Below are 6,850 nucleotides of genomic sequence, written 5' to 3' on the forward strand. Positions count from 1 at the left end.
CGGACGAGTCCGTCCGAGGCCCTGTTGGACACCTTGGCGGCGCGGCTTGGCTGACGTTCAGGTGGTGACCGGGTCAGACGAGACCGGTGAGCCACGGCGAGGAGCAGCCGCCGGGCGGTCCCCCACACGGGCCCGTCCAGGCCGGAAGCCCTGCCCCACCTCATCAGGTGAGGGGGCGGGAATCCGGTCCGGAGCCTGGCGGACTTCTCCCACCAAAATTCCCGAAAAGTCGGCATATTCGCCGACCTGAACAACGGAGACCATCATGAACGCACACCGCCGACTCGCCGCAACCCTCGCCGCCACGGCCATGGCCGCCGGCGCGGCGCTGCTGATCAGCCCGTCGGCCTACGCCGCGGAGACCTCGCCCGAGGGCGTGCGAATCTCCATGGCGGCCAACCCCTGTGGCATGTACCGAGACGGGAGCGCCGCGATGTACAAGAACTGCACCACGGCCAACGAGAGGATCTTCGTGACCTACCTCTTCGGCGGCAACCGGTACTACTGCGTGACCCCCGGCTCGACGGCCTACCTCGGGTCCTGGAGCACCACGTTCCGGGTCTACAACCGGGGCACCTGCTAACCGGCGGACCCCTCGGGCCTCTGTCCGGGTCCGCGCGACGAGCCGCGAAAAGGAGAACGTTCGCCCAGGTCGGGGTCGTCCCAGAACCATTTCTCAGAACCTCCTGGTCATGAGAGGAGTTCTCCGGGCGGAGGCCTGGGCGAACGCCGCGCGGATCTCCCACCGCCCGGCCCGTGGCCCGATCGGTGCCCGAGGGCGACGCCGATCGGGCCGCGGGCCGGGACGGCCACGGCGGATGCGGCCGGCCGCCCGGTCCGCGGTCATCGTGCCGGGAGCGCCGCTCCTGTCCTCGACGCCACCGACCGCACCCCCGGAGAACCGCGCTCCGCCGTCTGATCGTCGTCGTTGTGAGCGCGAACCCGCCCAATAAATCTACGTTGTAAAGGCAGTGGCCGGATTTCAGCGGCAACAACCACTCGCCCCGGCGGCGACCGGCTGTCCGGCGCCTTGCCCGGTGGCCTCGGCGGCCGGGCCGCAGGCGCATGGCGCGGCCAGGTCGTCCTGGGCGGTGGCGGACTTGCCCAGGACGTCGGCGTCGGCCTTGACCACGTACACCTCCCAGGGTTCGCCGCCGGGCCCGCGCACCCACACCTTGTCCTGCAGGGCGTAGCAGCAGGAGGTGTCGTTCTCCTCGAAGGTGGCCAGGCCGGCGTCCTTGAGGCGCCGGGTGGCGGCGGCCACCTGGTCGCCGTCTTCGACTTCGACGCCGAGGTGGTCCATGCGGGTGTCGTGGCCTTCCTCGCCTTCCAGCAGGATCAGCTTCAGCGGAGGCTCGGTGATGGCGAAGTTGGCGTAGCCGGGGCGGCGCTTGGCGGGTTCGACGCCGAAGAGCTTGGAGTAGAAGGCGATCGAGCCCTCCAGGTCGGAGACGCGAAGGGCGAGCTGGACGCGGGACATGGCGATCCTCCACGGGGTTCTGGGCGGGTGGTGGTCATCATCCGCACCACTGTTTCGATAAACATCTATTCAGTGTGCGTCGTCAGCTTGCAATGCTGATTAGAGATCTGTCAACTTAGGGATATGTCGAAGCAAGCGTTGCCGATCGCCGAACTCGCCGGACTCGCCGGCACCGGAACCGGAAGCGGTGGGCGGACGTGCTGCGCGCCGCTGGTGTGCGAGCCGCTCGGCGCGGTGAAGGCCGAAGAGCTCGCGCCGCTGTCCAAGGCCGTCGCCGATCCGGTACGGCAGCTGTCGCTGCTCGCCGAACCGGCCCCCGCCACGGGCCGGACATGACCACCACCGCGGCGCCACGCATCACGGCCATGACCGTCGAGCATGCCGCCCAGGTGCTGGACATCTACCGGCTCGGCATCGACGAGGGCCAGGCCACCTTCGAAACCACCGTCCCGACCTGGGAGCACTTCGCGGCGGCCAAGCTGCCCGCCCACCGCCACGTCGCCGTCGACACCGACGGCGACCAGGACGGCGACACCGACGGCGGCCGGGTGCTGGGCTGGGTCGCGGCGGTCGCGGTCTCCGACCGGTGCGCCTACGCCGGGGTGGTGGAGCACTCGGTCTACGTCCACCCCGCTGCCCGAGGCCGCGGCGTCGGCTCCGCGCTGCTCGCGGCTCTGATTGCCTCCACCGAGGCCGCCGGAATCTGGACGATCCAGGCCGGTGTCTTCCCCGAGAACACCGCCAGCCTCGCCCTGCACGCACGCGCCGGATTCCGGGTGATCGGCACCCGCGAGCGGATCGGCCGCCACCACGGCCTCTGGCGTGACGTCGTGCTGATCGAGCGCCGCAGCCCGCTCATCTCCTGACCCACGTACGAGCCCGCCCGCGGGCCGGCCTCCGAGGAGGATGAGTGCGGAAGCCGGCGCCGGAAGGAAGACGTGGCGGAGCACCTGTGCCGAGGCCTGGATCCGGCCCGAACATCGTGACCCGCGGGGTCACGGCCGGGGCCGCCGAGGAGCGGCCACGAAACCCCGGCCCGGGTCACCGTCGCCGCGTAGCCTTTCGCCGCCCGCGTCGCCGTGACGGGTGGCTCAGATCTCCCTGACGAAGACGATGGCGTCGATCTGGTCGATGGTGGCCGGGTCGAGAGGGAAGTACGTGTGGTCGGCCGGGACGCGGGGTGCCGGCTTCCGGTCGAGGGCCGCGGCGAGGTGGCCGGGATCGATGACGGCGCGGGTGTGGGGGAGGGTCGACAGGAGTCCCTCAAGGGTGTCGGGATGGGGGGCGTCGGGGCCGCGGGTGCCGAAGGTGGTGGCGGCGAAGGCGTACCGGTCGCCGAGGCGGGTGCCGATGATGGCGCCCGCGCTCCACCACTCCAGTGTCCGGCCCGCCAGGGGGCCCCAGCCCTCCGGCAGCAGCCAGCGACTCTGGTCCTTCTGCAGGTGGCGATTGTGGGCGAAGGCGAGGGTGGGACCGCGACGGGCCTCGCGGCCGACGATGGCGTCGAGGTTGTCGGCCATCATCGCGTCGCGCAGGCACATGAGCGTGCCGACGCGGGTGGGCGCGGTGTCGGCAATGCCGGCGTGGTAGCGCAGGAGCCCGGCGGCGGTGCGGGCGTGCAGGTCGGCGCGCCACCAGTCGTCGGGGGAGGTGGCGGCCGTCAGGTGGGGGGCGTGCGCGGCGAGCAGCGTGCGCAGGTCGTCGGCGATCAGGCGCAGTTCCCCGGCTTCGGGGGTGCGGCCGACGGACTGGGCGGGATCCGTCCAGAGGGCGGCCGGGTTGGTCCAGCGCTCGTCGGGGCCGAGCAACTCGTGCAGGGTCTCGCGACTCCAGGCCAGGTCGAGGTGGGCGGCGAGGTAGTCGTACAGCGCGGTCAGGGCCGGGCGGGGGGCGGCGGCGCCGGTTATCTCCAGGGGGCCGTCGAAGCCGTAGAAGCGGAGCCGCTCGTGCGGGGAGCGCTGTTCGTTGTAGGCCCGCATCCAGCGCAGGAGCTCGCGGTCGGCGAGTGAGGCGCTTAAACCGTGGCTGAGGCCGCGGCTCATCGCGTCGTCGAGGCTTCCGATGCCGTCGGTGACGTACGCGTCGGCGATCAGGGCCGACAGGCAGTCGCTCTCGAGGGTGATCGAGCGGTAGCCCTCGTGCTCGACGAGGTGGCGGAAGAGCTCGTTGCGCAGTTCGAGGAACGCCTCGACGCCGTGGGTGGGCTCGCCGAGGCCGAGCAGGCGGGTGGCGGGGGACAGGAGCGCGGTGAGGGCGCCGCCGGTGAAGGGACGGGCTGCGTCCCGGATTGAGGCCGTCATGTCTTTAACCGTATCGTTGAACCTTCTGTGTAAGCTTTGCTGGCATTTCCGGCTGCCGGCGAGGAGATACCTTCAAAATGCGGTTGCGGCCCATCGACCTGGCGCGCGAGCACGGCCTGTCCACGCAGGCGGTGCGCAACTACGAGGAGGCGGGGATCCTGCCACCGGCCGAGCGCTCGCCGCACGGCTACCGCGGCTACGCTCCGCGCCACGCGGCGGCGTTGCGGACGTTCCTGGCGTTGATCCCCGCGCACGGCCACGCGACCGCGGGGGCGATCATGCGGGCCGTGAACGGCGGGGTGACCGAGGAGGCGCTGCGGCTGATCGACGAGAGCCACGCGCAGCTGTCCGGCGACCGGCAGACGCTGGAGGCCGTGGAGCGGGCGTTGCGTGACCTGACGCCGCCGCGTGACCTGGCGCCGGGGGTGACGTTCATCGGGCCGCTGGCGCGCAGGCTCGGCGTCCGGCCGGCGACGTTGCGCAAATGGGAGCGGGCCGGGCTGGTCGTGCCGCGGCGTGACTCACGCACCGGCTACCGCGTCTACACCCCCGCCGACGTACGGGACGTGCTGCTGGCTCACCAGCTGCGGCGGGGCGGGCACGGGCTGGAGCAGATCGCGCGGGTGTTGGAGCGGGTGCGGGCGGCGGGCGGGCCGGAGCCGCTGGAGGCGACGTTGCGGGAGTGGCGTGGCCGCCTGACGGTGCGGGGCCTGGCGATGCTGGCGGGCGCGGGCGCGCTCGACACCTACCTGGGGACGTCATAGCGCCTGACGGCGAGTTCGCGGGTGGTGAGCGGGCGGGGATCCGCATGATCGCGGTAAGCGCTCCTTTCCGTGTCGTCGCTTCGAGGGGGTTCGCCGCGTCAGGTCGTTCGCCAGGGCTTCTCGCCGGGCGCGCTTCGTCCTTGACGGGTGGTGTGCGAGCATGGTCGGTGTTGGCGAGCGCGGATCGAGGAAGCCGGTGTGAATCCGGCGCGGTCCCGCCACTGTGATCGGCGAGCGAGTCCCGAATAGGCCACTGCCCGCGTGCGGGTGGGAAGGCCGGGACGAGCGTTGACCCGAGAGCCAGGAGACTCACGCGGTCGCCTCCTCGCGGCAATTGGGGCGGATCTCCCCAAGAGAGGAACGGTGCTCGTCATGCCTGGACCTCGGCCCACCGGCCCCGGGCGTGCCCGGCCCGGACTGCCTGCCGCCTCACCCCCGGCGGTCTTCGCGGCGATCGCCGACGTCTCCACGATCAACGGCTACTTCGACGTCGAGATCGGCCCGATCGAAGCGGGCTGGCGGCCGCTCACCGACCTGCTGGCCGATTCCGAGCCCCTGCGGCAGCGGATCACCGACGTCGCCGGACGCCTGGGGACCGACGAGATCCGGGTGGCGGCCTCCATCCTGTTCCAGGGGCTGGCGGCCCGCCTGTGGTCACCCGTCATCGGCGTGGCGGTGGCGCGCGACCTGCTCCTGGACCTGTCCCCCCTCCGAGTCCACTGGCGGGCGGCGTCCGGCGGGCCGCTGCCGCTGCGGGCCGAGCACCTGACCGGCCGGCGGATCCTCGACCCCGCCGGGATCGCCGAACCGCTGTACCGCAACGTGCTGACCGGGTTGCTGGAGCCGCTGGCACAGGCCGTACAGGGGATCGTGAAGATCGCCCCCGGGTTGCTGTGGGGCAACGCCGCCTCCGCCCTGGCCGGAACGGTCCGGACCATCGCCCACCGGCGCCCCGAACTCACCGCGCGGGCCACCGTGCTCGGGCGCGAACTGCTCGCGCTGGGAGTGCTGCGGGGCAGCGGCGACCTGGTCGAACCCGCCCCCGGGCAGCCGTTCTTCGTCCGGCGCAGCTGCTGCCTGTTCTACCGCCTGCCAGGGGGTGGCAAGTGCGGCGACTGCGTCCTCATCGACCCCGAAACCCGCCGCCGGCAGTGGGCCGCGGCCCTGCGGCAGGCCGGAGGATCCTCGTGAGCCACACCGTCGCCAAGGAACACGGCACCGGCGTGGGCGCCGCCCGGCCCCTTTTCGCACCGGCCGCAGGTGGAGCGCCCCGGGACGAGGCGAGAACGGACGGCGTCGGCGGCCGGGTGAGAGGCCGGGCGGACGGTTCAGAGCCAGGTGGTGCCGAGCCAGGCGGTCGCCGCGGCGGCTGCCAGGAGGGCGATGTTGAGTCCGATCTGCCGGACCTCGCCGCGGCTCAGGTGGACCGCGATGCCGCCGATCTGGATCAGGACGAGGCCGATCGCCGCGGCGACGGCGAGCCAGGGCGCGATCCCGGTCAGCGGCGGCAGGATCAGTCCGGCCGCGCCGAGGACTTCCAGGACTCCGATCAGACGGACGAGCGGCATGGGAACGGTGTCGACCCAGCCCATCATCGGCTGGAGCCGCTCCTGGCTCTGGGCGGTCTTCTTGCCTCCGGCGTAGAGGTAGAAGACGGCCAGGAGTGCCGCGACGATCCAGTAGGAAATCTCCATGAAGAACACCTCGGAGGCTAGTGACGCGGCGCCGGCCACGATGGTTACCAGTCGTAAGTGGCCCCATGATGCGTCACTATTGAAAGCCCTACAAAAGGCACACACATGTGCGTTACCCACAGGGGACTGTCATGTCGGAGTACGGGCACACCTGCATGATCCGCGGAGATGGGGGACGGACGATCCGCGCCATCCTCGACCGCATCTGCAACAAGTGGACGTTGCTGATCGTGGCGACCCTCGATCAGGGAAGCCTGCGCTTCACCGACCTGCACCAGCAGGTCCCCGGGATCTCCCAGCGCATGCTGACCCTGACGCTCCGGAACCTCGAACGCGACGGCCTGGTCTCCCGGACGGTGTACGCCGAGGTCCCGCCACGGGTCGAATACGAGCTGACCCCCGCCGGCAAGAGCCTCATCTCCCCCGCGTTGGCCCTCGCCGGCTGGGCCATCGAGCACATCTCGCACATCGAGGCCAGCCGAGAGGCCTACCAGGGCCGGAACCAGTGACCCGGCCCCCCGCCTCCGGGCCGGACGCCTAGACGAGAAGTTCCGAAGTATCGGCGCGGCTGATGGTTGGCTGCGCCGGGTTGACCGCTTGCGGCCCGCCCGT

Annotated in this window: 9 protein-coding genes and 1 riboswitch; of the genes, 6 read left to right on the forward strand and 3 right to left on the reverse strand. The window is 71.5% G+C overall.

Features of this window, described 5'->3' with window-relative positions:
- Positions 1 to 265: 265 nt before the first annotated feature.
- Positions 266 to 583 (forward strand): DUF6355 family natural product biosynthesis protein, encoded by a 318-nt coding sequence (locus tag ACSDR0_RS33335; RefSeq protein WP_435292902.1) that lies wholly within the window; start codon positions 266 to 268, stop codon positions 581 to 583.
- A 399-nt stretch (positions 584 to 982) separates the two neighbouring features.
- Here ACSDR0_RS33335 and ACSDR0_RS33340 read toward each other — a convergent pair whose 3' ends face one another.
- Positions 983 to 1,480, reverse strand: coding sequence for an ArsI/CadI family heavy metal resistance metalloenzyme (locus tag ACSDR0_RS33340; protein WP_435292903.1), 498 nt, complete (start codon positions 1,478 to 1,480; stop codon positions 983 to 985).
- 123 nt (positions 1,481 to 1,603) lie between these two features.
- Between ACSDR0_RS33340 and ACSDR0_RS33345 the strand changes: the two genes are divergently transcribed.
- Positions 1,604 to 1,816 carry a hypothetical protein gene (locus ACSDR0_RS33345; RefSeq protein WP_435292904.1) on the forward strand — a complete coding sequence of 71 codons (213 nt, stop codon included), beginning with the start codon at positions 1,604 to 1,606 and terminating at the stop codon, positions 1,814 to 1,816.
- Complete coding sequence (locus ACSDR0_RS33350) at positions 1,813 to 2,346, forward strand: GNAT family N-acetyltransferase (RefSeq protein WP_435292905.1); 534 nt, start codon at positions 1,813 to 1,815, stop codon at positions 2,344 to 2,346. The genes ACSDR0_RS33345 and ACSDR0_RS33350 overlap by 4 nt, the downstream gene beginning before the upstream one ends.
- 225 nt (positions 2,347 to 2,571) lie before the next feature.
- Here the strand turns inward: ACSDR0_RS33350 and ACSDR0_RS33355 are convergent, their stop codons facing one another.
- Positions 2,572 to 3,780 (reverse strand): erythromycin esterase family protein, encoded by a 1,209-nt coding sequence (locus tag ACSDR0_RS33355; RefSeq protein ID WP_435292906.1) that lies wholly within the window; start codon positions 3,778 to 3,780, stop codon positions 2,572 to 2,574.
- A 77-nt stretch (positions 3,781 to 3,857) separates the two neighbouring features.
- On the opposite strand from ACSDR0_RS33355, the gene ACSDR0_RS33360 reads away from it, so the two are divergent.
- Positions 3,858 to 4,544, forward strand: coding sequence for a TioE family transcriptional regulator (locus ACSDR0_RS33360; RefSeq protein WP_435292907.1), 687 nt, complete (start codon positions 3,858 to 3,860; stop codon positions 4,542 to 4,544).
- A gap of 186 nt (positions 4,545 to 4,730) precedes the next feature.
- A riboswitch (cobalamin riboswitch) is annotated at positions 4,731 to 4,855 on the forward strand.
- Positions 4,856 to 4,916: 61 nt separating this feature from the next.
- On the forward strand, positions 4,917 to 5,735 hold the full coding sequence (locus tag ACSDR0_RS33365; protein WP_435292908.1) for a (2Fe-2S)-binding protein: 819 nt from the start codon (positions 4,917 to 4,919) through the stop codon (positions 5,733 to 5,735).
- Between the two features lie 137 nt (positions 5,736 to 5,872).
- Here the strand turns inward: ACSDR0_RS33365 and ACSDR0_RS33370 are convergent, their stop codons facing one another.
- Positions 5,873 to 6,238 (reverse strand): DoxX family protein, encoded by a 366-nt coding sequence (locus ACSDR0_RS33370; protein WP_435292909.1) that lies wholly within the window; start codon positions 6,236 to 6,238, stop codon positions 5,873 to 5,875.
- Positions 6,239 to 6,369: 131 nt separating this feature from the next.
- Here ACSDR0_RS33370 and ACSDR0_RS33375 point away from each other — a divergent pair, with 131 nt between their 5' ends.
- Positions 6,370 to 6,747: a winged helix-turn-helix transcriptional regulator gene (locus tag ACSDR0_RS33375; protein WP_435292910.1), complete on the forward strand. Its 378-nt coding sequence runs from the start codon at positions 6,370 to 6,372 to the stop codon at positions 6,745 to 6,747.
- The last annotated feature ends 103 nt before the right edge of the window (positions 6,748 to 6,850 follow it).

It is taken from the genome of Streptosporangium sp. G11 (assembly GCF_051192615.1).
Taxonomy (GTDB): domain Bacteria; phylum Actinomycetota; class Actinomycetes; order Streptosporangiales; family Streptosporangiaceae; genus Streptosporangium.

What these genes read in the sequence shown, in the direction of transcription:
- ACSDR0_RS33345 (WP_435292904.1), top strand. Translation starts at nt 1,604, where the DNA reads ATGTCGAAGCAAGCGTTGCCGATCGCCGAACTCGCCGGACTCGCCGGC.
- ACSDR0_RS33340 (WP_435292903.1), bottom strand. Translation starts at nt 1,480, where the DNA reads ATGTCCCGCGTCCAGCTCGCCCTTCGCGTCTCCGACCTGGAGGGCTCG.
- ACSDR0_RS33360 (WP_435292907.1), top strand. Translation starts at nt 3,858, where the DNA reads ATGCGGTTGCGGCCCATCGACCTGGCGCGCGAGCACGGCCTGTCCACG.
- ACSDR0_RS33355 (WP_435292906.1), bottom strand. Translation starts at nt 3,780, where the DNA reads ATGACGGCCTCAATCCGGGACGCAGCCCGTCCCTTCACCGGCGGCGCC.
- ACSDR0_RS33350 (WP_435292905.1), top strand. Translation starts at nt 1,813, where the DNA reads ATGACCACCACCGCGGCGCCACGCATCACGGCCATGACCGTCGAGCAT.
- ACSDR0_RS33370 (WP_435292909.1), bottom strand. Translation starts at nt 6,238, where the DNA reads ATGGAGATTTCCTACTGGATCGTCGCGGCACTCCTGGCCGTCTTCTAC.
- ACSDR0_RS33365 (WP_435292908.1), top strand. Translation starts at nt 4,917, where the DNA reads ATGCCTGGACCTCGGCCCACCGGCCCCGGGCGTGCCCGGCCCGGACTG.
- ACSDR0_RS33375 (WP_435292910.1), top strand. Translation starts at nt 6,370, where the DNA reads ATGTCGGAGTACGGGCACACCTGCATGATCCGCGGAGATGGGGGACGG.
- ACSDR0_RS33335 (WP_435292902.1), top strand. Translation starts at nt 266, where the DNA reads ATGAACGCACACCGCCGACTCGCCGCAACCCTCGCCGCCACGGCCATG.